At 62.3% G+C, this 23,482-nt stretch carries 21 protein-coding genes and 1 riboswitch; of the genes, 8 read left to right on the top strand and 13 right to left on the bottom strand.

What is annotated here, in order from left to right; genetic code table 11:
* The first annotated feature begins 20 nt into the window (after window positions 1-20).
* Window positions 21-254, top strand: coding sequence for a DUF2789 domain-containing protein (locus Q8M42_RS15255; protein ID WP_304863852.1), 234 nt, complete (start codon window positions 21-23; stop codon window positions 252-254).
* Here Q8M42_RS15255 and Q8M42_RS15260 read toward each other — a convergent pair.
* The 3 genes from Q8M42_RS15260 to Q8M42_RS15270 all read right to left on the bottom strand — a co-directional run bounded on the left by Q8M42_RS15260 (window position 237) and on the right by Q8M42_RS15270 (window position 2,430).
* On the bottom strand, window positions 237-761 hold the full coding sequence (locus tag Q8M42_RS15260; protein WP_304863850.1) for a YgjP-like metallopeptidase domain-containing protein: 525 nt from the start codon (window positions 759-761) through the stop codon (window positions 237-239). The two genes, Q8M42_RS15255 and Q8M42_RS15260, sit on opposite strands and share 18 nt — an antisense overlap.
* A gap of 81 nt (window positions 762-842) precedes the next feature.
* Window positions 843-1,943, bottom strand: a complete 1,101-nt coding sequence (locus Q8M42_RS15265) for a PQQ-dependent sugar dehydrogenase (protein ID WP_304863847.1) — start codon at window positions 1,941-1,943, stop codon at window positions 843-845.
* A gap of 31 nt (window positions 1,944-1,974) precedes the next feature.
* Complete coding sequence (locus tag Q8M42_RS15270; protein WP_304863845.1) at window positions 1,975-2,430, bottom strand: hypothetical protein; 456 nt, start codon at window positions 2,428-2,430, stop codon at window positions 1,975-1,977.
* Between the two features lie 178 nt (window positions 2,431-2,608).
* Here Q8M42_RS15270 and Q8M42_RS15275 point away from each other — a divergent pair, with 178 nt between their 5' ends.
* On the top strand, window positions 2,609-3,607 hold the full coding sequence (locus Q8M42_RS15275) for a carboxylesterase (RefSeq protein ID WP_304863843.1): 999 nt from the start codon (window positions 2,609-2,611) through the stop codon (window positions 3,605-3,607).
* A gap of 78 nt (window positions 3,608-3,685) precedes the next feature.
* Here the strand turns inward: Q8M42_RS15275 and Q8M42_RS15280 are convergent, their stop codons facing one another.
* The 7 genes from Q8M42_RS15280 to tkt all read right to left on the bottom strand — a co-directional run bounded on the left by Q8M42_RS15280 (window position 3,686) and on the right by tkt (window position 12,954).
* Window positions 3,686-6,175, bottom strand: a complete 2,490-nt coding sequence (locus Q8M42_RS15280) for a collagenase (protein WP_304863840.1) — start codon at window positions 6,173-6,175, stop codon at window positions 3,686-3,688.
* 177 nt (window positions 6,176-6,352) lie between these two features.
* Entirely contained in the window at window positions 6,353-6,790 is a 438-nt protein-coding gene (locus tag Q8M42_RS15285) for a hypothetical protein (protein ID WP_304863838.1), read from the bottom strand.
* A 218-nt stretch (window positions 6,791-7,008) separates the two neighbouring features.
* Window positions 7,009-8,073, bottom strand: coding sequence for a class II fructose-bisphosphate aldolase (gene fba / locus Q8M42_RS15290; protein WP_304863836.1), 1,065 nt, complete (start codon window positions 8,071-8,073; stop codon window positions 7,009-7,011).
* Window positions 8,074-8,183: 110 nt separating this feature from the next.
* Entirely contained in the window at window positions 8,184-8,501 is a 318-nt protein-coding gene (locus tag Q8M42_RS15295) for an MliC family protein (protein WP_304864140.1), read from the bottom strand.
* 29 nt (window positions 8,502-8,530) lie between these two features.
* A complete protein-coding gene (locus tag Q8M42_RS15300; RefSeq protein ID WP_304863834.1) occupies window positions 8,531-9,694 on the bottom strand; it encodes a phosphoglycerate kinase in 1,164 nt (387 codons plus the stop codon).
* Between the two features lie 86 nt (window positions 9,695-9,780).
* A complete protein-coding gene (gene epd / locus Q8M42_RS15305; RefSeq protein ID WP_304863832.1) occupies window positions 9,781-10,887 on the bottom strand; it encodes an erythrose-4-phosphate dehydrogenase in 1,107 nt (368 codons plus the stop codon).
* A 66-nt stretch (window positions 10,888-10,953) separates the two neighbouring features.
* The gene (gene tkt / locus Q8M42_RS15310; RefSeq protein ID WP_304863830.1) at window positions 10,954-12,954 is read right to left on the bottom strand and encodes a transketolase; all 2,001 of its coding nucleotides are present in this window, start codon (window positions 12,952-12,954) and stop codon (window positions 10,954-10,956) included.
* 198 nt (window positions 12,955-13,152) lie between these two features.
* Here tkt and Q8M42_RS15315 point away from each other — a divergent pair, with 198 nt between their 5' ends.
* Both Q8M42_RS15315 and metK read left to right on the top strand, forming a co-directional pair.
* Window positions 13,153-14,184: a metalloregulator ArsR/SmtB family transcription factor gene (locus Q8M42_RS15315; RefSeq protein WP_304863827.1), complete on the top strand. Its 1,032-nt coding sequence runs from the start codon at window positions 13,153-13,155 to the stop codon at window positions 14,182-14,184.
* Window positions 14,181-15,371 carry a methionine adenosyltransferase gene (gene metK, locus Q8M42_RS15320; protein WP_304863825.1) on the top strand — a complete coding sequence of 397 codons (1,191 nt, stop codon included), beginning with the start codon at window positions 14,181-14,183 and terminating at the stop codon, window positions 15,369-15,371. Before Q8M42_RS15315 ends, metK begins: the two co-directional genes overlap by 4 nt.
* A gap of 69 nt (window positions 15,372-15,440) precedes the next feature.
* Here metK and Q8M42_RS15325 read toward each other — a convergent pair whose 3' ends face one another.
* Window positions 15,441-16,355, bottom strand: coding sequence for a hypothetical protein (locus Q8M42_RS15325; RefSeq protein ID WP_304863822.1), 915 nt, complete (start codon window positions 16,353-16,355; stop codon window positions 15,441-15,443).
* A gap of 82 nt (window positions 16,356-16,437) precedes the next feature.
* On the opposite strand from Q8M42_RS15325, the gene ligB reads away from it, so the two are divergent.
* Window positions 16,438-18,120 carry an NAD-dependent DNA ligase LigB gene (ligB, locus tag Q8M42_RS15330; protein WP_370692681.1) on the top strand — a complete coding sequence of 561 codons (1,683 nt, stop codon included), beginning with the start codon at window positions 16,438-16,440 and terminating at the stop codon, window positions 18,118-18,120.
* A gap of 7 nt (window positions 18,121-18,127) precedes the next feature.
* On the opposite strand, the gene Q8M42_RS15335 is transcribed toward ligB, so the two are convergent.
* Both Q8M42_RS15335 and Q8M42_RS15340 read right to left on the bottom strand, forming a co-directional pair.
* The gene (locus tag Q8M42_RS15335) at window positions 18,128-18,580 is read right to left on the bottom strand and encodes a cytochrome c (protein ID WP_304863818.1); all 453 of its coding nucleotides are present in this window, start codon (window positions 18,578-18,580) and stop codon (window positions 18,128-18,130) included.
* A 123-nt stretch (window positions 18,581-18,703) separates the two neighbouring features.
* Window positions 18,704-19,090: an MAPEG family protein gene (locus Q8M42_RS15340; protein WP_304863816.1), complete on the bottom strand. Its 387-nt coding sequence runs from the start codon at window positions 19,088-19,090 to the stop codon at window positions 18,704-18,706.
* Window positions 19,091-19,281: 191 nt separating this feature from the next.
* A riboswitch (S-adenosyl-L-homocysteine riboswitch) is annotated at window positions 19,282-19,432 on the top strand.
* A 22-nt stretch (window positions 19,433-19,454) separates the two neighbouring features.
* On the opposite strand from Q8M42_RS15340, the gene ahcY reads away from it, so the two are divergent.
* The 3 genes from ahcY (at window position 19,455) to ppnN (ending at window position 23,344) form a co-directional block, all read left to right on the top strand.
* A complete protein-coding gene (gene ahcY / locus Q8M42_RS15345) occupies window positions 19,455-20,849 on the top strand; it encodes an adenosylhomocysteinase (protein WP_305284406.1) in 1,395 nt (464 codons plus the stop codon).
* 86 nt (window positions 20,850-20,935) lie between these two features.
* Window positions 20,936-21,781: a methylenetetrahydrofolate reductase [NAD(P)H] gene (gene metF / locus Q8M42_RS15350; protein WP_304865952.1), complete on the top strand. Its 846-nt coding sequence runs from the start codon at window positions 20,936-20,938 to the stop codon at window positions 21,779-21,781.
* Window positions 21,782-21,970: 189 nt separating this feature from the next.
* On the top strand, window positions 21,971-23,344 hold the full coding sequence (gene ppnN / locus Q8M42_RS15355; RefSeq protein WP_304865954.1) for a nucleotide 5'-monophosphate nucleosidase PpnN: 1,374 nt from the start codon (window positions 21,971-21,973) through the stop codon (window positions 23,342-23,344).
* Window positions 23,345-23,482 lie beyond the last annotated feature (138 nt).

Below are 23,482 nucleotides of genomic sequence, written 5' to 3' on the forward strand. Positions count from 1 at the left end.
AGCGCCATGGGGAGATCGCTATGCAAGCCAACGTCCAAGAGCTGGAAACACTGTTCCAGCAACTGGGTCTCGAGCATGACCAGGAAAGCATCGACCGCTTTATCAAGCAGCACTCACCCTTGCCGGAAGACTGCCGCCTGGCGGATGCGCCATTCTGGGACAAAGCGCAGGCCGACTTTCTGCGCCAACAGTTTTTAGCCGACGCCGAATGGGCCGAGGTGGTGGATCAGCTCAATCTACTGCTGCGGGGCTGACAACTCGCCGAGTGAGCCGGGCAGCTCGCGCCAGGTCAGGTAAACCCGCAGATCGAACTCCAGCTGGTGGTAGCCCGGCAGCATGTGCTCGCAGAGTTTGTAGAAGGCCTTGTTGTGCTCGGCCTCCTTCAGATGCGCCAGCTCGTGCACCACGATCATCTGCAGAAACTCCGGCGCGGCATCGCGAAACAGCGAGGCCACGCGGATTTCCTTCTTCGCCTTGAGCTTGCCGCCCTGCACCCGCGAGATCGCCGTATGCAGGCCAAGGGCGCGATGGGTCAGGTCAAGACGATTGTCGTAGAGCACCTTGTCGATGGCCGGAGCATTGCGCAAATGCTCCTGTTTGAGGCCTTGGATATAGGCGTACAGCGCCTTGTCGCTCTGAATCCCGTGCTTGCCGCTGTAAGACCGCGCCAGGTAATCGCCCAGGCGCTGCTCGGCGATCAGCTGGCGGATCTTGTCTTGCAGCGGGGCCGGATAGCCTTGCAGGTATTTAAGCGGAGTCATGGGCGAAGTAGCGCTGGCACGGTAAGGCCGTGAATTATGCCGCAAGCCGCACGCACCGGGGGTGCGGCTTTTGGCGGCGCGCTACTGGCTCGGCAGCACACGCAGCAGCCGTCCGTCGGCGCTATCGGTAAGCAAGTACAGCGCGCCATCCGGGCCGCCGCGCACATCACGAATACGTTCCTTGAGCTCTTCGAACAGAATTTCTTCGCCGGCCAGCTTGCCGTCCTGCAAGCGAATGCGGCGCACGCTGCGTTCGGCCAGGGTCGAGGCAAAAAGGTCGTCCTGCCATTCGGGGAACAGCGCGCCGCGGTACTGGGTCAGGCTCGACGGCGCCACCGAGGGCGTCCATTGCAACAAGGGCTGCTGCAGGCCAGGCAGCTCGGTGTAAGGCGAGATCTGCGCGCCGGTGTAATCCACACCAAAGGTGATCAGTGGCCAGCCATAGTTGTTGCCGGGCTCGATCAGGTTCAGCTCGTCGCCGCCGCGCGGGCCGTGCTCGTGGCTGTACAGGCGCTGCAGCTGGTTGTCATAGACGATGCCCTGCACGTTGCGATGGCCCAGGCTGTAGATCTCCGCGGCGGCGCCGGCCTGGCCTACGAGCGGGTTGTCCTTGGGAATGCTGCCATCGCGATTGAGGCGCACGATCTTGCCGATATGGTTAGTCGGGTCCTGGGCCTGCTCACGCAGGTCAAAGCCATCGCCCAAAGTCAGCACCAGGCTGTTATCCGGCAGCCAGGCCATGCGCCCGCCGTAGTGTGCGGCACCTGCTTTGGCGGGCTGCGCACTGAACAGCACCTGCAAATCCTGCAACTGGCCATCGACCAGTCGCGCTTTGGCTAGACGCGTGTTGTTGGCCTGGGCGGTGCCGTAGGCGTAGCTCAGATAGAGCTGCTGATTGCTGGCGAACTCGGGATCGAGCAGCACCTCCATCAACCCGGCCTGCGCGGCGACGAAGCCCTCAGGGACGCCGCCGACCGGCTGCGGATTGAGGCTGCCGTCCGCCTCGATGATGCGCAGGCGGCCGACCCGTTCGGTCACCAGCATGCGCCCATCCGGTAGAAAAGCCAGTGACCAGGGATGCTCCAGGCCTGCGGTCACGGTTTCGATGCGGTAGTCCATGGCATGCGCCAGGCTGCTGCCAAGCAGACCAAGCAACAACAGGGCGCGGGAGGTATTCAGCATGGTTCGGGCCTTTTGCTCACAGAGGAATCAATCAGGATTGTGCTGGGGGCGAGCGCCTCGCCAGCACGGCAAACAACAGCGCGCCCAGGCTGCCGCAGGCCATCAGCCCGACGGTGCCGGCCAGGCTGCGGTTGGCGCCGATCAGCGTCGGCATCGGCAATAACGCATTGGCCAGCGCCATCGCCGCCAGCACCGCGATTGCCCCGGCCAGGGCAAACAGCAGCCAGCGCCCCGTCGGCCAGGCGCCTGCCAGGCGGCTGGCCACCGGCAAGGCAAAGATAAAACCGAGGATCACCAGCACCGCGAAGGTCGGGCTAAAGCCCAGCAGGTCCAGGCAGGTAGTGTGCACCCGCACGCCAAATGGCATGGGCGCACCGAGCGCCTGCAGGTTGGCCAGGTTGAACTGGGTCTGCAGCACAGTGCCCAGCACACTCGCCAGCAGCACAGCCAGAAAGAAGTACAACAGAGTGCGCAATTGGCTCGGCATGCGGGCGGACTTCCAGAGACGACAGTGGCCCGAGTATGGACCAGCGCGCCGCGCGGCATGTGGCCGGTGTTTTACATGGTTTTACCAAGCCCACAAATGGGCGATAGGCGCGGCCACAGCGCTGTAGCAGAATGCCAGCAGCCATCCTGCCGACAACAACCCACACAAGAACTGCACGATGAAAAAAGCCCTGCCTCTTTGCGCGCTGACGCTTGCGCTATTCGCCCTAGTGTTCAGCCTCGGTCCCGTGCCGCCAGTCGATACACAACTGACCTCGATCCAGCTGCCTGCCGACCTCGACCGCTATCTGGCCGCGACAGAAGCGCGCTACCCGGACATTACCCCCGGCGCGGGAAAGACCATCGTCTGGGCCCACCCGGACCAACGCCAGACTGACCTGGCAATCATCTACCTGCACGGTTACTCGGCCACCCGCCAGGAAACTGCGCCGCTCAGTGATCAACTGGCCCGGCAGCTGGGTGCCAACCTGTTCTACACCCGTCTGAGCGGTCATGGCCGCAGCGGTGCGGCGATGGCCGAGGCCAGCGTGCACGACTGGCTGCAGGACAGCCAGGAGGCCCTGCAGATCGGCCAACGTCTGGGCAAACAGGTGCTGGTGATCGGCACCTCCACCGGCGCCACCCTCGCCACCTGGCTGGCGCTGCAAGGCGATAACCCGCAGGTGCTGGCCTATATCATGGTGTCGCCAAACTTCGCCCCCAAAGACCCAGCCGCCACCGTGCTGACCTGGCCCTGGGCCAGCCATTTCGTGCCCTTGCTGCTGGGCCCCGAGCATCAATGGCAACCGCGCAACGCCGAGCAGGCGCGCTACTGGAGCCACCGCTACCCGGTACAGGCGCTGCTGCCGATGATGGCGTTGGTGAAATACGTGCGCGAGCAACCGCTGGAACAGATCAAAGCGCCGATTCTCACGCTCTACTCGCCAGACGATCAGGTGGTCAGCGCCCCGGCCATCGAAGCGGCCTTTACCCGCTTCGGCTCGGCGCATAAGCAACTGATCGCGCTCAAGGACACCCAGGACCCATCGCACCATGTGCTGGCTGGTGAGATCCTGTCGCCAAGCGACACTGCGCGAGTCAACCTGGCGATCATGCAGTTTCTAAAAGCCTTGCCGGGCCTGCCGTCAATATCGATGCGCAACGCAGACCCGCAATAAGCGGCCATAAAAAATGCTCGTATCCAAGGATACGAGCATTGATTACCGAGCAAAGCGTGACTCTAGGCCAGCCGTACCTCAGTCACGCGGTGGACGGGCCAGGCTTGCACGCGGGTCAGGCTGACGCTGATGCGCCGTGGCATGTTCCGGCATGTCCTGCACCTCACCCAGCTGTGCGGCACTGCGCGGCTGCTGCAGCCAACTGGCAAGTAGCTGGTCGCGCCACTGCGGGTACTGCGCACCGTGCAGTCGATTCAGCTCATCCAGCGCCTGTCGGTAAGCCGCCAGGTCATTGCGCCGCAGGTGCGCGGCAAGGGCCAAATGGCGGGCTGGATCGCGCTCCTGCAGGTAGCGATGCAGGGTGTAAGACCAGTGATAAACCATGCTGCTGCCACTCTCGTAACTCAGCTTGGTGATCGCCTCAAGGCTCGGGCGCTGGCCGGCAGCCACGCGACTGATGTCATTCATGCCACGCTCGAACTGGCTTCCCCAGGCCAGGTATTCCGCCAAGCCTTCCGCCCACCAGGTGGTCAGATTGAGCGGGTAGTGGCCAAAGGCACCGTATTGATTGAAACGGCCGTCCAGGTAGTGGACGTACTCATGGTTCAAGTTCCACACCTGCCCCGCCTGCACATAAGCGAAGAAGCGCGCCTGATTACCCGCCAGCCACGGGCTGCCTTCCAGGTACATGCCACCATTATCGGTGCTGAAGCCGTACAGCAGCCCGCCGAACTTCTGGTACTGCTCGCGACTGGAGAAAATCACCAGTTCCAACGCCGCGTTGAGGTCATCGGCGACCGGCTTCCAGTTGGTCTGCATGATGCGATGGAAGTCCTGCTCCTGCTTGCCCAGGCTCTGGCAGATTTCCAGCATTTGCGTCTGGCTCAATGGCTGTGAGCGCACTTTAAGCGTGGGGCCGCAGACGTGCGTTTGCGGCAACACCTGAGCGATTTCAAACGTGTAGCACAGCCCGTTGAACAGGCTGCTGCACGCACCGTCAACATCTGCACGGTAGGCGTAGTCCACGTAATAGCTGCGGAAGTTGCTCTTCAGCTCCAGATCATCCAGCACCCCTTGTCCGAGATGCGCCTGCATCACCTGACGCACTGCACGGTTGCTGCCCTCACGCCAGACGCCATCACTCAGTTGGGCAAGTTTGCCCAAGGCCTCAATGGCGTTCATCACGATAAAACCATCGCGATTGAGCCACAGCCCATTGCGGCTGCTGGCCAGTTGGGCGATCGCGTCTGCAAAGCGACTGTCCTGGATCAAGGCACTGCGTAATGCGCCTTCGGCCCAGCCAAAACGGTCAAACAGGTTCAAGGTCTCGAATACCGCATCACCGTAACTGCGCTCCTTGCTCAGCTGTGCGGTACTGGTGAAGTGCTGCAGTAACGCCTGCAAACGCGGCAGGTGGCGCACGATGCCGGCACTGGCTTGCGGCGTAGCCATCAGCGCACCCAGACCGACGACATAACCTTCGATCACCTCGCCCGAGGCTTTCTGGTAGGTCAGCAATTCACGCATGTTCGACACTTGGAACAGCGCGTGCTCCAGCATGCTCAACTGCGCCGGCGTGGCCTTGCTGAAACCCAGGAAGTAGTTATAGGCACGCACGTAGTACAACAGCTTGTTCAGGTCAGGGTCCTGAATCTGTTGCTGGCGGGCCAGGAAGTCGATGGCGGCCAATACCGCCTCCAAACGTCCAGCCTTGGCATGCTGGAAATGCTCAACGAAAAATTCGTTTTCCAGCACCTCGCGGACCATGGGCGAGAAATCCGCTTTGCTGCGCAGCGAAGGGTCCAGCGGCGGCAGGGTTGGCTGCACCGGCTGGACAGGCGGTTGCGGCGTAACCGGCGGCTGTACCGGCGGCGTGACGGGGGGCGTAACCGGCGGTTGCGGCTGTGCCCCGCTGCGCAGCTGCAGACGAACCTGAGTAATACCAGAGTGGGCATGCTTGCTGTCCCTGATCTGGTAGCTGAAGCTGTCCTCGGCGTTCTGCTCGCGGTAGGCCCGATAGCTGTAGCGCCCGGTTTTACCATCCAGCTTGAGGCTACCCAGGCGTGGATAATCAATGATGCTGAACGTCAGCGGATCGCGGTCCGCATCGCGCCCCAACAGAGTCGCTTCAAACAGCGTATTGGTACTCACCGCCAGAACCTGGCTGGTCGCCTCTGGCGCACGATTACCGGCGCTGCCGTCTGCAGGCAACAGGTTAAGCTGCACCACGGCAGGTGCCGACCAGCTCTTGCCATCGGTGGCGCGGTACTCGAATTCATCGTAATTACCAGGGGCGCTGGCCGTCGGCTGATACGCATAACGCCCAGTGTTCCAGTCCAGCTGAATACGGCCGTACTTGGGCTGCTTGGTAATCGCAAACGTGATTCGCTCGCCCTCTGCATCGCGCGCCCAGATCCAGCTGGCATTCACTTTGCCCGCTGCGATGTGCTCACTGTGCCCGCGCACTTCAGGGGCCTGGTTAACCGCAGCAAGCGCGGCGCTCAGTGGCGTCAACGCCAGGATTAGCGCGCAGACGTGCAGGTCTTTTCTGATTATTTTTCTGAACATAGCGTCATCATCTTGATGAATAGTAAGGGGCGCGGATTCTATCCAGCCACCTACCGTGAAGACGCCAATCACCGCACGTTGCCTGCAACTTACCTGGCTTTTACCGGTTAAATCCCGAATTTGCGCAACTGATCGCAACGCAAGTGCCAACCCGTTCGTACCGAGTTGCCTGCGGGCTTACTGCGTTTCAACAACACAGGGCCGAACATCTGCCTGGAAAGCACACGCACGCCCACGCAAATAGCTGCGGTAGATCTGCAACAGCTGCGCGGCCGTCAGGCGACAGGTCTGCGCCCGGCACTGCGCATTAAAGGCAAAGGCGCTCTGCTCGGCTTCGGCCAGACGGATATATAGCGCCGGCCAGTCAGTGACGGGCGCATCAGCCGGAGTAAACAGCAAGCGCCCGTCACGCTGCGCCAGCGGCGCGCCGGCTGCGGCATAGTCGAAGATGAACAGCAGCGTACGCGCGGTCTTGGTGGTGCACTCGGCGCGGGTAAGGCATTGCTGCGGATCGACGGCGATAGCCACTGGAGCAGGTGGCTCGCTAACCGGTGACTGACTTGCACAGCCGGCCAACGCAGTGAGCACGACAAACAGCGCGATCAACCTCGTCATAGAGTCCTCCCGGATAACGACTCAGTACCTATTGCATGCGATGAGGCACCAAGTCGTAGGTTGGTGCTGAGCGCAGCGAAGCCCAACAAGCAGCGGCCTTCTCGTTGGGCTTCGTCGCGTTGCTCCTTAACCCAACCTACCCATCGCATGCACCACAACACGGGGACATAGCCAACAAAAAGCCCCGCATCGGCGGGGCTTTCAGTACAGCAACAGGCTTAGTTGACCTTGGCGGCCAGCTCACCCTTGGCGTAACGCTGGAACATGGTTTCCAGGTTCATCGGTTTGATCTTCGAGGCGTTGCCGGCGGTGCCGAAGGCTTCGTAGCGGGCGATACAGATGTCGCGCATGGCAGTCACGGTCGCGCCGAAGAATTTACGCGGATCGAATTCACTCGGGTTCTCAGCCATCAGGCGGCGCATGGCACCGGTGGAGGCCAGACGCAGGTCGGTGTCGATGTTGACCTTGCGCACGCCGTACTTGATGCCTTCAACGATTTCTTCAACCGGCACGCCGTAGGTTTCTTTGATGTCGCCGCCGTACTGGTTGATGATCGCCAGCCACTCTTGCGGTACCGACGAGGAACCGTGCATCACCAGGTGGGTGTTGGGGATGCGCTTGTGGATTTCCTTGATGCGGTCGATCGCGAGGATGTCACCGGTGGGCGGCTTGGTGAACTTGTACGCGCCATGGCTGGTGCCGATGGCAATGGCCAGGGCATCGACCTGGGTGCGCTTGACGAAGTCAGCCGCTTCTTCCGGGTCGGTCAGCATCTGGCTGTGATCGAGCACGCCTTCAGCGCCAACACCGTCCTCTTCGCCGGCCATGCCAGTTTCCAGGCTACCCAGGCAACCCAGCTCACCTTCCACCGACACACCGCAGGCGTGGGCAAAGGCGACGGTCTGCTGGGTGACACGCACGTTGTAGTCGTAGTCGGCCGGGGTCTTGCCGTCTTCTTTCAGCGAGCCGTCCATCATCACCGAGCTGAAGCCCAGCTGGATCGAGCGCTGGCAGACGTCAGGGCTGGTGCCGTGGTCCTGGTGCATGCACACCGGAATATGCGGGAACTCTTCGATAGCGGCCAGGATCAGGTGGCGCAGGAACGGCGCGCCGGCGTATTTACGCGCACCGGCGGAAGCCTGAACGATCACCGGGGAATCGGTCTTGTCGGCCGCTTCCATGATCGCGCGCATCTGCTCGAGGTTATTGACGTTAAAAGCCGGCACGCCGTAACCGAATTCGGCGGCGTGGTCGAGCATCTGGCGCATGCTGATAAGTGCCATGGTGTTCTTTCTCCCGGTGGTGCTCGTTAATCGTGCAAGCCTGCCGCAGGGGCAGGCGCTATTCAAGTCATTCAGACCGGGGGTGAACCCAGTCTGTATTCAAGTCGTTATCAGGGCGCCTTGCAGCCACGGCCGATCAGGTCATCCTTGGCTGTCCAATAAACCAGGCCTTCCTCACCCTTGGCGTGAAAGGACAACAGGCCATCGCTGTACAGCGCGCCCGAGCCGGACGGCTCCTGAGCCAGGCGATAAACGATATCGCCGCCACCCAAGCGCAGATCAACGGACTCGCGGCTGCTGTCGGCGAAGCGCCAGAGCACTTCGGTCTGACTGTCACAGACCCAGCGCGTCCAGTTATCCGACGGTGCAGGCTGACTGGCGCAAGCGCCAAGCAGGCTGAGCAATGCCAGCAGGGTAATCCGTTTCATCATCGGGACTCGCTCCATGATCAGGCGGCTTATGCCTTAGCGCGCTGTTCCAACACGTCTACGGCCGGCAACACCTTGCCCTCAACGAACTCGAGGAAAGCGCCGCCACCGGTGGAGATATAGCTGATCTGCGCGCCAACGCCGTATTTGTCGATGGCCGCCAGGGTATCGCCACCGCCGGCGATGGAGAACGCCGGGCTTTCAGCGATGGCCTGGGCCAGCACCTTGGTGCCGTTGCCGAACTGGTCGAACTCGAACACGCCGACCGGACCGTTCCACAGAATGGTCTTCGACGACTTCAGCAGCTCGGCGAACTGCGCGGCGGTCTGCGGGCCGATATCCAGAATCATGTCGTCTTCAGCCACATCGGCGACCAGCTTGACGGTGGCTTCGGCGTCTTCGGCGAAGGCTTTGGCGACGACCACGTCGACCGGCAACGGCACGCTGACCTTGGCCGCGATGGCCTTGGCAGTGTCGAGCAGATCGGCTTCATACAGCGACTTACCGACCGGGAAACCGGCGGCGGCAAGGAAGGTGTTGGCGATGCCGCCACCGACGATCAGCTGGTCGCAGATCTGGCTCAGGCTATTGAGTACGTCGAGCTTGGTCGACACCTTGGAGCCCGCAACAATCGCCGCCATTGGCTTGGCCGGGTTGCCCAGCGCTTTGCCCAGTGCGTCCAACTCAGCAGCCAACAACGGGCCGGCGCAAGCTACCTTGGCGAACTTGGCTACGCCGTGGGTCGAGCCCTCGGCGCGGTGAGCGGTGCCGAAGGCGTCCATCACGAACACGTCGCACAGGGCGGCGTATTGCTGGGCCAGTTCGTCGCTGTTCTTCTTCTCGCCCTTGTTAAAGCGCACGTTCTCGAACAGCACGATCTCGCCGGCCTTGAGCTCAACGCCGCCCAGATAATCCACCACCAGTGGTACATCGCGGCCCAGGGCCTTGCTCAGGTAGTCAGCGACTGGCTTGAGGCTGTTCTCTGCGCTGAACTCACCTTCAGTCGGACGCCCCAGGTGCGAGCAGACCATTACCGCTGCGCCTTTCTCCAGCGCCAGCTTGATGGTCGGCAGGGAAGCGAGGATGCGCGCGGCGCTCTTCACCACGCCGTCTTTTACCGGCACGTTGAGGTCTTCGCGGATCAGCACGCGCTTACCGGCGAGGTCGAGGTCGGTCATCTTCAGAACGGTCATATATCAGTCCTTCACGGGGGCTGGTTGCGCCAAACCACAAGAGGCTGCGCGTCGGCGATACGGCGTTAAAAACAGGCTCAGAATGCTCATTTACCACCTGTAAACTGCGCTTCTTCGCCTATTTTTGCCTTGTCTCGCTCTAGCTCGCTCACTTGTGGATTGGCTTTTAAAAGGAAATGTTCAGCGACATCGAGCATACGGTTGGCAAAGCCCCACTCGTTATCGAACCAGGCCAGCAGATTCACCAAACGCGGGCCGGAGACCCGGGTCTGGCTGCCGTCGACAATCGCCGAATGCGGGTCGTGGTTGAAATCGCAACTGGCATGCGGCAGTTCGGTATAGGCCAGCAGGCCTTTTAGCGGACCGCTCTCGGCCGCCTGACGTAACACCGCGTTGATTTCGGCCGCCGAGGTATCGCGCGCGGTCTGCAGGGTGATATCCAGGCACGAGACGTTTACCGTCGGCACGCGAATAGCTTTGGCCTGAATGCGCCCGCTTAGTTCCGGCAGCAGCCGCTCAATACCGCGGGCCAGACCGGTGGACACCGGAATCACCGACTGGAAGGCCGAGCGCGTACGGCGCAGGTCTTCGTGGTGGTAAGCGTCGATCACCGGCTGATCGTTCATCGCCGAGTGGATGGTGGTGATGGACACGTAGTCGATGCCCACCGTCTCATTCAGCAACTTGAGCAGCGGCACGCCACAGTTGGTGGTGCAGGAGGCGTTGGACACCAGCTGCTCGCGGCCGGTCAGGCAATCCTGATTGACCCCGTAGACCACCGTAGCGTCGATATCCGCCTCGCTGGCCATCGGTTGCGACAGCAACAGCCGTGGCGCGCCTGCATCGATAAAGCGCAGGGCGTCGGCACGGCTGGTGTATTGGCCCGAGCATTCGAGCAACAGGTCAATATCCAGGGCGGCCCAATCGATGGCCTCAGGCGTCGACTGACGCAGCACTTTCACGCAGTCGCCATTGATATGCAGGCAATCACCGTCGACCTTCACCTCACCGGGGAAACGCCCGTGGGTGGAGTCGAAACGGGTCAGGTATTCGATGCTGGCCTGGTCGGCCAGGTCGTTCAGCGCGACGATTTCCAGCTGCGCCCCGGCGCCACGCTCATGCAACGCGCGCAGCACGCAGCGGCCGATCCGGCCGTAGCCGTTGAGGGCAATTCGATAGGGGCGCTTGGGCATGGTGGTCTCGATAGGGAACCGTAGGATGGGTGAGCCGCAACGCGGCATCACCCATCATTCGCCGGATCAGGCGTCCAGCAGCTCGGCGGCGGTTTCCAGGATATTTTCGACGGTGAAGCCGAATTCCTCGAACAGCGCCGGCGCGGGGGCAGACTCACCGAAGGTGGTCATGCCGATGATGCGACCTTCCAGACCGACGTACTTGTACCAGTAGTCAGCATGCGAGGCCTCGATGGCGATACGCGCGCCCACCTGCACCGGCAGCACGGCCTGCTTGTAGCCGGCGTCCTGCTGGTCGAACACACTGGTGGACGGCATCGATACCACGCGCACCTTGCGGCCCTGCTCGGTCAGTTTCTCGTAGGCGGCAACCGCCAGACCGATTTCAGAGCCGGTGGAAATCAGGATCAGCTCTGGCTCGCCGGCGCAGTCTTTCAATACATAGGCACCGCGAGCGACATCGGCCAGTTGCTGAGCGCTGCGCGACTGGTGCGGCAGGTTCTGCCGGCTGAAGATCAGTGCGCTCGGGCCGTCGTTACGCTCGATGGCGTATTTCCAGGCCACCGCCGATTCCACGGCGTCGCATGGGCGCCAGGTGTCGAGGTTCGGCGTGCCACGCAGGCTGGCCAGCTGCTCGATTGGCTGGTGGGTCGGGCCGTCTTCACCGAGGCCGATGGAGTCGTGGGTAAACACGAACAGCACGCGCTGCTTCATCAGCGCGGCCATACGCACCGCGTTGCGCGCGTACTCCATAAAGATCAGGAAGGTCGCGCCGTACGGCACGAAGCCGCCGTGCAGGGCGACGCCGTTCATAATCGCGCTCATGCCGAATTCGCGCACGCCGTAGAACATGTAGTTGCCGGAAGCATCCGCAGCCGACACGCCCTTGCAGCCTTTCCACAGGGTCAGGTTGGAGCCGGCCAGATCCGCCGAGCCACCAAGAAACTCTGGCAGTAGCGGGCCGAAGGCGTTCAGCGCGTTCTGGCTGGCCTTGCGGCTGGCGATGGTTTCGCCCTTCTCGGCAACTTCCTGGATATAGGCAGCGGCTTTGGCGGCGAAATCGGTGGGCAGCTCACCGGCAACACGGCGCTTGAACTCGCTGGCCAGCTCCGGATAGGCAGCGGCGTAGGCAGCGAAACGCTGATCCCACTCGGCTTCGGCAGCGGCGCCGGCTTGTTTGGCGTCCCACTCGGCGTAGATGTCTGCGGGAATTTCGAACGGGCCGTGGTTCCAGCCCAGGGTGGCGCGGGTCAGGGCGATTTCTTCGAGGCCCAGTGGCGCACCGTGGCAATCTTCCTTGCCACCTTTGTTTGGCGAACCGAAGCCGATGGTGGTTTTGCAGCAAATCAGGGTCGGGCGGTCACTGGTTTTGCGCGCGGTCTCGATGGCGATCTTGATTTCGTCGGCGTCGTGGCCGTCGACATTGCGAATCACCTGCCAGCCGTAGGCTTCGAAGCGCGCCGGGGTGTCGTCGGTGAACCAGCCTTCGACTTCGCCGTCGATGGAGATGCCGTTGTCGTCGTAGAAGGCGACCAGCTTGCCCAAACCCAAGGTACCGGCCAGCGAGCAGACTTCATGACTGATGCCTTCCATCATGCAGCCGTCGCCGAGGAAGGCGTAGGTGAAGTGGTCAACGACCTGATGGCCGTCGCGGTTGAACTGCGCGCCCAGCACTTTCTCGGCGATGGCGAAACCGACGGCATTGGCGATGCCCTGACCCAGCGGGCCGGTGGTGGTTTCCACACCTGGGGTGTAGCCATATTCCGGGTGGCCCGGCGTACGGCTGTGCAGCTGGCGGAACTGCTTGAGGTCTTCGATGCCCAGGTCGTAGCCGGTCAGGTGCAGCAGCGAATAGATCAACATCGAGCCGTGGCCGTTGGACAGCACAAAGCGGTCACGGTCGGCGAACTTCGGGTTGCTTGGGTTGTGCTTGAGGAAATCACGCCACAGCACTTCGGCGATATCCGCCATACCCATCGGGGCACCGGGGTGGCCGCTGTTGGCTTTCTGCACGGCATCCATGCTCAGGGCACGAATGGCATTGGCTCGCTCACGACGGCTGGGCATCACTGAATCTCCTACGGGGCTGCTTGGGCAACTGGGGGTCGAAAAAGGCGGCCATTTTCGCCCAGCGGGGCCTGTCGGGGCAATGACAGATAGTCGCACCACCAATGTTTTCTGGGCGGAGCGCCAGCAAGGGCAATATCAAAACTTTTTGATATTGCCCTTGCTGGATAAAAAGTGACCGACTAGACTGCCCAGCCTATGAATATGCGCGCCTCCTACCTGGCCTTCGAGCCCGTCGATGCCCTCGCCGCCCTGTGCAAGGCCAGCGGTGATGCGCTGCGCCTGAACATTCTGCGCGCCCTGGCCAACGACTCGTTCGGTGTACTGGAGCTGGCGCAGATCTTCGCGACCGGTCAATCCGGCATCAGCCATCACCTGAAAGTCCTGGCCCAGGCCGGCTTGGTGGCCACCCGCCGCGAAGGTAATGCGATCTTCTACCGCCGCGCCCTGGCTCAAGGCGAACAGCTGGGCGGCCGCCTGCATGCCGCATTGCTCGACGAAGTGGACCAGCTGTCACTACCGGCCGAGGTGCAACAACGCATTGCTGCGGTGCACGGCCAGCGTGCCGCCGCCAGCCAGGAATTTTTCGCCCGCAGCGCAGCGAGCTTCCAGGCGCAGCAGGACCTGATCGCCGGCCTGCCGCAGTACCGCGACAGCGTGCTGGCCCTGCTCGATTCCCTGGGCTTTGCCCGTGACGCCAGCGCCGTGGAAATCGGCCCCGGCGATGGCGGCTTTCTCCCGGAATTGGCGCGGCGTTTCCAGCAGGTGCTGGCTCTCGACAACAGCGCGGCGATGCTTGAACTGGCCCGTAAACGTTGCACCGAGGAAAGCCTGGGCAATGTGCAACTGCAGCTGGCCGACGCCCTGCAGGACGACTACCCAGCTGCCGACTGCCTCGTGCTGAACATGGTGCTGCACCACTTCGCAGCCCCGGCCGACGCGCTCAAGCAGCTGGCGCAGCGCGTGAAACCCGGCGGCAGCCTGCTGATCACCGAACTGTGCAGCCACAACCAGAGCTGGGCCCGCGAGGCCTGCGGCGACCTCTGGCTGGGCTTCGAGCAGGACGACCTGGCCCGTTGGGCCAGCGCAGCCGGCCTCAACACCTGCGAAAGCCTCTATGTGGGCCTGCGCAACGGCTTCCAGATTCAGGTGCGGCACTTTGCCAAACCGCCACTCACTCATGGCCCACGGGCTGCAATTACCGGTAACCAACAGGAACCCGCACGATGAGCGAATACTCCCTCTTTACCTCCGAGTCCGTCTCCGAAGGCCATCCCGACAAAATCGCCGACCAGATTTCCGATGCGGTGCTGGATGCCATCATCGCCCAGGACAAACACGCCCGCGTGGCTGTGGAAACCCTGGTCAAGACCGGCGTGGCCATCGTTGCAGGTGAAGTCACCACCAGCGCCTGGGTCGACCTGGAGCAGATCGTTCGCGACGTGATCTGCAACATCGGCTACACCAACTCCGACGTCGGCTTCGACGGTGCCACCTGCGGCGTGCTGAATATCATTGGCAAGCAGTCCCCGGACATCAACCAGGGCGTCGACCGCGCCAAACCGGAAGACCAGGGCGCCGGCGACCAGGGCCTGATGTTCGGCTACGCCAGCAACGAAACCGACGTGCTGATGCCCGCGCCGATCTGCTTCAGCCACCGCCTGGTCGAGCGCCAGGCCGAAGCGCGCAAGTCCGGCCTGCTGCCATGGCTGCGCCCGGATGCGAAATCCCAGGTCACCTGCCAATACGAAAACGGCAAGGTAGTCGGCATCGACGCCGTGGTGCTGTCCACTCAGCACAACCCGGAAGTGTCGCTGAGCGATCTGCGTGAAGGCGTGATGGAGCTGATCATCAAGCACGCCCTGCCAGCCGAGTTGCTGCATAAAGGCACGCAGTTCCATATCAACCCAACCGGCAACTTCGTGATCGGCGGCCCAGTGGGCGACTGCGGTCTGACCGGGCGCAAGATCATCGTCGACAGCTACGGCGGCATGGCCCGTCATGGTGGCGGCGCGTTCTCCGGCAAGGACCCATCCAAGGTTGACCGTTCGGCGGCCTACGCCGGTCGTTACGTGGCGAAGAACATCGTTGCCGCCGGCCTCGCCGAGCGCTGCGAAATTCAGGTGTCCTACGCCATCGGCGTGGCCCAGCCGACCTCGATCTCGATCAACACCTTCGGCACCAACAAGGTGGCGGACGACCTGATCATCAAGCTGGTGCGCGAGGTGTTCGACCTGCGCCCTTACGCCATCACCAAGATGCTTGATCTGCTGCACCCGATGTACCAGGAAACCGCGGCCTACGGCCACTTCGGCCGCACGCCGAAGCAGAAGACTGTCGGCGACGACAGCTTCAGCACCTTCACCTGGGAGAAGACCGACAAGGTCGCCGACCTGCGCGCCGCCGCCGGCCTGTAAGCCCAAATCGGCTGAATAGAAAACCCGCTAAGGCGGGTTTTTTATTGCCTCAACGGGCGACTCGCCGCACTAGGGCATCGGCGTAAACCAATAGGCAGGCTTGTCGAACGGATGGTTCGAGGAAAGATGGGGGTTGGCAATCCTCAATGTACGCCGACGATCCAGGCCGAGCTGCTCGATGGTGGCGGCATATTCTTCGGTAAACAGCCGATCTAGGGTGCCATCGGCAATCAGCGCTAGCATGCCCTCCTCGACACGCTGCGCGCGCAGCCGCCCCTCGTCGGTACGGGCAAACCAGAAGTACACCGGCAACGGGTAATACAGCAGCAACTCGCGCTCGATGGCCATCTGCGGGTATTGCGTGCGCCAATGCGCCAGCTCACCACTCACCTCACTGACGCCTCGGCCGAAGGCATCGAAACGCCGCAGCATCAGCATATGGAACAGGCCCTCATAACTGCTGCCGGTGACCACTGGTAAACCAGCAGCCCGGTACACCGCGACATCAGACCACTCACGCTGCTGACCAAAGCGCAGCTGGCGTAACTGCTCCAACGACTGCACACCGGCAAAGCGCGGCTGATCCTCGGCCTGAATCAGGAACACCCGGTAACCGAGCAAGCCCTTGTCGACCGGAATCTTTACCGGCAGCAGCGCCTCTTCCAGGGTCTGCGTGGCATCCAGCACCAGGGTATTGAGGCCAACCTGCGGGCGCTGCATCTCGACTACCTGCAGCTTCTCGCTCATCGGCAGGCCAGGCTCAAGCCGATAATCGCCGTACTTGCTGCGCGTCACCTCCAGCGCCGCACGCAATACGCGCCAGTGATAGTCATAGCGCTGATCACCCGCCGTTTCCGGCGCGTTGTGCACAAAACGCCACTGCGGCGCCACATCATCAGCCGCACGCACCACACCAAAAGGCGCAAAGCCCATAGCACACAGGCACACACACACCCGACTAAACCGCTGCAAACCCATTGGCATAACGACAACCACCCCCAAACACGCGCTAAAGCGGACCCGACAAGCATAGCTGCTACGCTGGGTAAACCGCTCCCGAGCAAGGATGCTCAGCATGAAAGCCGCCCTCGCGCTGTTATTCACCGCCTTAACCTTCGAAACCTGGGCCGCACCCTGCCCGGACTGGCCAGAGCAACGCGCCGAGCTGGAAATCGCCGCCCTGAGCCAGCAACTGGCGGCCTGGGACGACGCCTACCATCGCCAGGGCCAATCACTGGTAGCCGACGAGCTCTATGACCAAGCCAGCGCCAACCTGCAGCGCTGGCTTGCCTGCTTCCCTGAAATCAAAGTTGCCACGACAGACCCGCTCAGCACCAGCAACGGCCGCCATCAACACCCTACCGCGCATACCGGCCTGCGCAAACTGGCCGATAGTCACGCGGCAGGCGCCTGGATCGCCAGCCGCGAGGATGTGTGGGTTCAACCCAAGGTCGATGGCGTTGCCGTCAGCCTGGTCTATCGCGATGGCCAGCTGCAGCAGCTGATCAGCCGTGGCGATGGCCGTACGGGACAAGACTGGAGCATCCACGCCCGCCACCTGCCGGCCATTCCCGTGCAACTGCCCAAGCCGCTCAACCTGGTGCTGCAGGGCGAACTGTACTGGCGTCTGCCTGGGCATATCCAGCACAAGGCCGGCGGCCTTGGTGCGCGTAGCAAGGTCGCCGGGCTGATGAGCAGGCAAACGCTAACCGCCAAGGAAGCCGCCGGCATTGGCCTGTTTGTCTGGGATTGGCCCGACGGCCCGGCCTTGATGCCGCAGCGCTTGCAACAGCTGGCGGAGCTGGGTTTTGCCGACAGCCAGCAGTTCAGCCAAGCAATCCGCAACCTGGAACAGGCCGCCCACTGGCGCGAGCGTTGGTACAACAGCGCCCTGCCCTTCGCCACCGATGGCGTGGTGCTGCGCCAGGGGCAACGCCCGGCGGCCGCGCGCTGGCAAGCCGAACCACCGCACTGGGCGGCGGCCTGGAAATATCCGGTCAGCCAGGCTTTGGCCGTAGTGCAGGCGGTGGACTTTCGCATCGGCCGCAGCGGGCGCATCACCCCGGTGCTGCGCGTACAACCGGTCAAGCTGGATGATCGACGCATCGAATATGTCAGCGCCGGCTCGCTGCAACGCTGGCAGGCGCTGGACATCCGCCCCGGTGATCAAGTGGTGCTCCGCCTGTCGGGGCTGACCATCCCCGCGCTGGACAGCGTGCTCTGGCGCACCCAACAACGCGCCGCACTGCAAGTGCCTGACCCTGCGGCCTATCACCCACTGAGCTGCTGGCGCGCCACCCCGGCCTGCGCTAGCCAGTTCCGCGCACGCCTGGCCTGGCTCAGCAGTAAACAGGGCCTGGCGTTGCCGGGCGTAGGCCCAGGCACCTGGGACAAACTGCTGCACGCGCAACAACTCGACAGCCTGCTCGACTGGTTGCACCTCTCAGCGGAACAACTCAAAAGTATTCCAGGCCTGGGCCCACGCAGCGCCAGCGCCCTGCAACAGAGTTTCGATCTGGCCCGCGAACGCCCCATGCAGGACTGGCTACGCGCGCTCGGCCTGCCGGGCAATGGCAATCTGGCGCTGGACGCCGACTGGGACAGCCTGGCGCAACGCAGCGTAGCCGACTGGCAACGCCAACCTGGCATCGGCCCGCAGCGCGCAGCGCAGTTGCAAGCCTTCTTTCAACACCCCGAAGTGCAGGCCCTGCGCGCGCAACTGCGCGCGGCGCAGATAGCGGGGTTCTGAGCGATCATCAGAAGGCGCGAAACTCTTCATGACAGGCCTTGCAGCTGTCTTCGACACGCTGCATAGGCGCAGCCAGCGCCTCAGGCTTTAACGGCTGTGCGGCCGTGGCGGCCACCAGCGCCGCGGTGCTGGCTTCCATGGCCTGGGCCAGTTCCTGAAAGCGCGCCTGGCGTTGCCAGACTTCATCTTTGGCGCGGCTTTCACCGCCCTCTTCTTCGCGTACCTGCGGGAAGTGCTGCCAGGGCGTGCGGGTCAGCTGATCGAGCTTGGCGGCGCCCTCAACAAATGCCTGCTCCTTGAACGCCAACCGCCCGCGCAACATGCCGCCGAGGTCTTCGCTGACCTTGAGCATCTGCTTGAAAATGCTCTGGCGCTGGCCTTGCGGCGAATTGGGGTCAACACCGCCGCAGCCACTTACAGCCAGCGCCAGTACAACCAGGGACAAGGTTTTAAGCTTCATAACACCTTCAATGCCAACAGCCGGGTGGATAACGGGCGACAGTATCGCCACCCGTCCGTCACCGGCCAAGCGTGGTGTTTTGCCGCAGATGTCAGAAGCTGCGCGGGCGCTGGTGCGCAGAGGTTAAGCGGAGACCACAAACAGGCTGACGATCAGCGCCATCCCGGCGAACCACACCAGCGAACGGATCGGCCCCCAGTCGGCCAGGTAGCAGAGGAAATACAGCACCCGGCTGAGCACAAAGGCAATAGCCAGTTGATCCAACAACCCCTGCTCAGCGCCGCCGGCCTGGTGGGCGATAATTACCGCTGCGGCGAATGCCGGCGTCACCTCAAAGCCGTTGAGCTGGGCGTTGTTGGCACGTTTGCGCCAGCCCTCCAGGCCAGAGAGAAACGCGCGCGGGTCCTGATTGGCACGCGGTCCGTAGCCTGGGCCAAGGAACTTGGCAGTGGCGGTACTCAAGTAAGGCAGGAAGATGGCGATCAGCACGCACCAGTAGGCGAGGGTCATACAGGCTCCAAAGGCTAAAACAGTGAGGCTTGCAGCCTGCCTCAGGTGCACCACCAAGGCCATGGCTGAACTGGCCAGAAGGCACGGCGCAACAGCCAATTCGCCCGACAGAAAGCCTTGGGCTTATGCGCCAGGCTGGCTATACTTCGCCAGCTTCACGCAGCCGGCACAGCTCCGGTTGCTCCCGCCACCTGTCCGAGGGGCGCTGCAGCATGCGGTAAGTGTGTTTTGAATCCCCAAGCCTCGCATTCCAGCAATGCAATCAGGCGGATTCAAATCAAACTTCCGCCTGTCAGGCTCGGATGGGGCGTTAACCATACGCATCAACGGCGCCCATTCGCAGACAACGAATGGAGAGCTTTTTATGAGCGCCGCTTTTAACGATTTCAAAGTCGCCGACATTTCCCTGGCTGCCTGGGGCCGTCGCGAAACCATCATCGCCGAATCCGAAATGCCAGCCCTGATGGGCCTGCGCCGCAAATACGCCGGTGAGCAGCCGCTGAAAGGCGCGAAGATCATCGGCTGCATCCACATGACCATCCAGACCGCCGTGCTGATCGAAACCCTGACTGCACTGGGCGCTGAAGTACGCTGGTCGTCGTGCAACATCTTCTCGACTCAGGACCAGGCCGCTGCCGCCATCGCTGCCGCCGGTATCCCGGTATTCGCCTGGAAGGGCGAGACCGAAGAAGAGTACGAGTGGTGCATCGAGCAAACCATCCTAAAAGATGGCCAGCCGTGGGATGCCAACATGATCCTCGACGACGGCGGCGACCTGACCGAGATCCTGCACAAGAAATACCCGCAGATGCTTGAGCGCATCCACGGCGTCACCGAAGAGACCACCACCGGCGTACACCGCCTGCTGGACATGCTGGCCAAGGGCGAGCTGAAAATCCCGGCAATCAACGTCAACGACTCGGTGACCAAGAGCAAGAACGACAACAAGTACGGCTGCCGTCACAGCCTGAGCGACGCGATCAAGCGCGGCACCGACCATCTGCTGTCCGGCAAGCAAGCGCTGGTGATTGGCTACGGCGACGTGGGCAAGGGCTCCGCCCAGTCGCTGCGCCAGGAAGGCATGATCGTCAAGGTCACCGAAGTTGACCCGATCTGCGCCATGCAGGCCTGCATGGACGGCTACGAAGTGGTTTCTCCGTTCAAGGACGGCATCAATGACGGCACCGCCGCCAGCATCGACGCACAGCTGCTGAGCAAGATCGACCTGATCGTCACCACCACCGGCAACGTCAACGTCTGCGACGCCAACATGCTCAAGGCCCTGAAAAAGCGCGCAGTGGTGTGCAACATCGGTCACTTCGACAACGAAATCGACACCGCCTTCATGCGCAAGAACTGGGCGTGGGAAGAAGTGAAGCCACAGGTGCACAAGATCCACCGCACCGGCGCTGGCAGCTTCGACCCGCACAACGATGACTACCTGATCCTGCTGGCCGAAGGCCGTCTGGTTAACCTGGGCAACGCCACCGGCCACCCAAGCCGGATCATGGATGGCTCGTTCGCCAACCAGGTGCTGGCGCAGATCTTCCTGTTCGGCCAGAAGTACGCCGACCTGAGCCCTGCACAGAAAGCCGAGCGCCTGACCGTGGAAGTGCTGCCGAAGAAACTTGACGAAGAAGTAGCCCTGGAAATGGTCAAAGGCTTCGGCGGCGTAGTCACGCAGCTGACCAAGACTCAGGCCGACTACATCGGCGTAACCGTCGAAGGCCCGTTCAAGCCGCACGCTTACCGCTATTGATGCGTAGGTTGGGTTGGCCGCACGGCCGACCCATCGAGAACCCTGGTGGGTTAGCCTACGGCTGACCCACCCTACGGAATGTCCTTATGTCTCAAGAACGCCGTTACAGCTTCGAGTTCTTCCCCACTAAGACCGAAGCCGGGCACGAAAAACTGATGAACGTGGCGCGCCAGCTGGCGACCTACAAACCGGATTTCTTCTCCTGCACCTACGGTGCCGGTGGCTCCACCCGCGACCGTACGCTGAACACCGTGCTGCAACTCGATGGCGAGATCAAGGTGCCAGCCGCGCCGCACCTGTCCTGCGTCGGTGACAGCAAGGCCGAGCTGCGCGAGCTGCTCAACCTGTACAAAAATGCCGGAATCAAGCGCATCGTCGCCCTGCGCGGCGACCTGCCTTCCGGTATGGGCATGGCCAGCGGCGAGCTGCGTTACGCCAACGAACTGGTCAGCTTTATCCGCGAAGAAACCGGTGATCACTTCCATATCGAAGTGGCCGCCTACCCGGAAATGCACCCGCAGGCGCGCAATTTCGAGGACGATATCGCCAACTTCGTGCGCAAGGCCAAGGCCGGCGCGGACAGTGCGATCACCCAGTACTTCTTCAACGCCGACTGCTACTTCTACTTCGTCGAGCGCGTGCAAAAGCTGGGCGTGGATATTCCGGTGGTGCCGGGCATTATGCCCATCACCAACTACAGCAAACTGGCGCGCTTCTCCGACGCCTGTGGTGCTGAGATCCCGCGCTGGGTGCGCAAACAACTGGAAGCTTACGGTGACGATACCGACAGCATCCAGGCGTATGGCGAGCAGGTCATCACTGAAATGTGCGAGCGCCTGCTACAAGGTGGCGCCCCGGGCCTGCACTTCTACAGCATGAACCAGGCCGAACCGAGCCTGGCGATCTGGAACAACCTCAAGCTGCCACGCTGAGGCGCACGCCCCCATCCATGGCACCGCCGGTGCCATGGACATTTAGCGGCACATCGTCATCCCGCGCCTGTGACTTCAGCAGAGCGCCCTGCCTCAGACATATCCTGCAGCGACTCGACATCGACGCCGACTTGACCACAAGGTCAGCCCTGCATAGCTTGAAGCTCAAGACCTCCATGGAGTTGCACAATGGTCAGCAGAAAAACCATCAACGCCTCAGTCACCCCCAAAGGCAGCCTGGAAACCCTCTCGCAGCGTGAAGTGCAGCAGCTGCGCGAAACCGGTTCCGGCAGCGTCTATGCGCTGTTCCGCCAGTGCGCCCTGGCGATTCTCAACACCGGCTCGCACAGCGATAACGCCAAGACCATTCTGGAAGCCTACCCGGACTTCGAAATCCGCATCCTGCAGCAGGATCGCGGCATTCGCCTGGAACTGTTCAACGCTCCGGCCGACGCCTTCGTCGATGGTGAAATGATCGCCAGCACCCGCGAGATGCTGTTCAGCGCCCTGCGCGACATCGTCTACACGCAGAGCGAGCTGGAGAACAAGCGCGTCGACTTCGGCAGCTCCCAGGGCATCACCGATTACGTCTTCCACCTGCTGCGCAACGCCCATACCCTGCGCGCCGGCGTCGAGCCGAAGATCGTGGTGTGTTGGGGCGGCCACTCGATCAGCACGGAAGAATACAAATACACCAAGAAAGTCGGCCACGAGCTGGGCCTGCGCGGCCTGGACATCTGCACCGGCTGTGGCCCCGGCGTAATGAAGGGGCCGATGAAAGGCGCGACTATTTCCCACGCCAAACAACGCAACGTGCATGGCCGTTATCTGGGCCTGACCGAGCCGGGCATCATCGCCGCCGAAGCGCCCAACCCGATCGTCAATGAGCTGGTGATCCTGCCGGATATCGAGAAGCGCCTGGAGGCCTTCGTCCGTGTCGGCCACGGCATCATCATCTTCCCTGGCGGCGCGGGCACAGCCGAGGAGCTGCTGTATTTCCTCGGCATCCTGATGCACCCGGACAACCAGAACATCCCCTTCCCGCTGATCATGAGCGGGCCACGCAGCGCCGCCGCCTACCTCGAACAGCTGCATGAGTTTATCGGCGCGACCCTGGGTGAAGCGGCGCAGCAGCGCTACCGCATCATCATCAACGACCCCGAGCAGGTCGCCCGGGAAATGGCCGAAGGGATCAAGGCGGTGAAACAATTCCGCCGTGAACACAACGACGCCTTCCACTTCAACTGGCTGCTGAAGATCGACGAGAGCTTCCAGCACCCGTTCGAGCCAACCCACGCCAATATGGCCAGCCTCAAGCTGACCCGCGAGCAACCGGTGCATGAACTGGCGGCCAACCTGCGCCGGGCGTTTTCCGGGATTGTCTCGGGCAACGTCAAGGACAAGGGTATCCGCCTGATCGAACAGTACGGCCCTTACGAGATCACCGGCGACCGCGACATCATGCAGCAGCTCGACCAATTGCTGCAGGCCTTCGTCGATCAGCATCGGATGAAGCTGCCGGGCAACAGCGCCTATGTACCCTGCTACAAACTGACCCGCTAATCGGTGAAACCCGCGCCGTTACTGGTATGGCAACGGCGCGCGACCACCGAGCAGGCAGACGCTCGCACAGACCGGCCGCTCTGTTATACTCGGGCCTTCCCGCCAGGCTTGCGCCCGGATGCTAGCCCCCAGAGGCCA

The organism is Pseudomonas sp. (assembly GCF_030684895.1).
GTDB lineage: Bacteria > Pseudomonadota > Gammaproteobacteria > Pseudomonadales > Pseudomonadaceae > Aquipseudomonas.

Coding starts and splice junctions, on each gene's coding strand:
- Q8M42_RS15280 (WP_304863840.1), bottom strand. CDS start 6,175: ATGTTCAGAAAAATAATCAGAAAAGACCTGCACGTCTGCGCGCTAATC.
- Q8M42_RS15340 (WP_304863816.1), bottom strand. CDS start 19,090: ATGACCCTCGCCTACTGGTGCGTGCTGATCGCCATCTTCCTGCCTTAC.
- metF (WP_304865952.1), top strand. CDS start 20,936: ATGTCTCAAGAACGCCGTTACAGCTTCGAGTTCTTCCCCACTAAGACC.
- tkt (WP_304863830.1), bottom strand. CDS start 12,954: ATGCCCAGCCGTCGTGAGCGAGCCAATGCCATTCGTGCCCTGAGCATG.
- fba (WP_304863836.1), bottom strand. CDS start 8,073: ATGGCACTTATCAGCATGCGCCAGATGCTCGACCACGCCGCCGAATTC.
- epd (WP_304863832.1), bottom strand. CDS start 10,887: ATGCCCAAGCGCCCCTATCGAATTGCCCTCAACGGCTACGGCCGGATC.
- Q8M42_RS15270 (WP_304863845.1), bottom strand. CDS start 2,430: ATGCCGAGCCAATTGCGCACTCTGTTGTACTTCTTTCTGGCTGTGCTG.
- Q8M42_RS15275 (WP_304863843.1), top strand. CDS start 2,609: ATGAAAAAAGCCCTGCCTCTTTGCGCGCTGACGCTTGCGCTATTCGCC.
- Q8M42_RS15260 (WP_304863850.1), bottom strand. CDS start 761: ATGACTCCGCTTAAATACCTGCAAGGCTATCCGGCCCCGCTGCAAGAC.
- ppnN (WP_304865954.1), top strand. CDS start 21,971: ATGGTCAGCAGAAAAACCATCAACGCCTCAGTCACCCCCAAAGGCAGC.
- metK (WP_304863825.1), top strand. CDS start 14,181: ATGAGCGAATACTCCCTCTTTACCTCCGAGTCCGTCTCCGAAGGCCAT.
- Q8M42_RS15285 (WP_304863838.1), bottom strand. CDS start 6,790: ATGACGAGGTTGATCGCGCTGTTTGTCGTGCTCACTGCGTTGGCCGGC.
- Q8M42_RS15315 (WP_304863827.1), top strand. CDS start 13,153: ATGAATATGCGCGCCTCCTACCTGGCCTTCGAGCCCGTCGATGCCCTC.
- Q8M42_RS15265 (WP_304863847.1), bottom strand. CDS start 1,943: ATGCTGAATACCTCCCGCGCCCTGTTGTTGCTTGGTCTGCTTGGCAGC.
- Q8M42_RS15300 (WP_304863834.1), bottom strand. CDS start 9,694: ATGACCGTTCTGAAGATGACCGACCTCGACCTCGCCGGTAAGCGCGTG.
- ahcY (WP_305284406.1), top strand. CDS start 19,455: ATGAGCGCCGCTTTTAACGATTTCAAAGTCGCCGACATTTCCCTGGCT.
- Q8M42_RS15335 (WP_304863818.1), bottom strand. CDS start 18,580: ATGAAGCTTAAAACCTTGTCCCTGGTTGTACTGGCGCTGGCTGTAAGT.
- Q8M42_RS15255 (WP_304863852.1), top strand. CDS start 21: ATGCAAGCCAACGTCCAAGAGCTGGAAACACTGTTCCAGCAACTGGGT.
- ligB (WP_370692681.1), top strand. CDS start 16,438: ATGCTCAGCATGAAAGCCGCCCTCGCGCTGTTATTCACCGCCTTAACC.
- Q8M42_RS15295 (WP_304864140.1), bottom strand. CDS start 8,501: ATGAAACGGATTACCCTGCTGGCATTGCTCAGCCTGCTTGGCGCTTGC.
- Q8M42_RS15325 (WP_304863822.1), bottom strand. CDS start 16,355: ATGCCAATGGGTTTGCAGCGGTTTAGTCGGGTGTGTGTGTGCCTGTGT.